1 protein-coding gene is annotated in these 266 nt (G+C 39.5%); it reads left to right on the forward strand.

Features of this window, described 5'->3' with window-relative positions; translation table 11 throughout:
• Nucleotides 1-266: 7TM diverse intracellular signaling domain-containing protein (locus tag AAEY79_RS15130; RefSeq protein WP_352289269.1), on the forward strand; the 266-nt coding region annotated here is incomplete at both ends.

Genomic DNA, 266 nt, shown 5'->3' on the forward strand with positions numbered 1-266 from the left:
GGCTAGGTTTTACCTTAATTCCCATCACAAATATCTTATTTTTTAACAGCTTACTTAAATTAAAGGAAACGTCTCCTCAATTATCACGGTTTTCAATTTACTTGGGCATTATTGCTACCGCAGGTACTCCATTTGCAATCATTTGGCCAGGTTTTGGCTTTATATGGGCTACTTTAGTAACGGGGGCTACTTTGTGCCTGGGTATGATTGTTGGTATACGAAGTTGGTTAAGTGGCTTTAAGCCCGCTCGCTATTTTGTTTTAGCG

Origin of the sequence: Psychrobacter sp. GW64-MNA-CIBAN-0177, assembly GCF_040309585.1 — a bacterium.
GTDB classification, from domain to species: Bacteria; Pseudomonadota; Gammaproteobacteria; order Pseudomonadales; family Moraxellaceae; genus Psychrobacter; species Psychrobacter okhotskensis.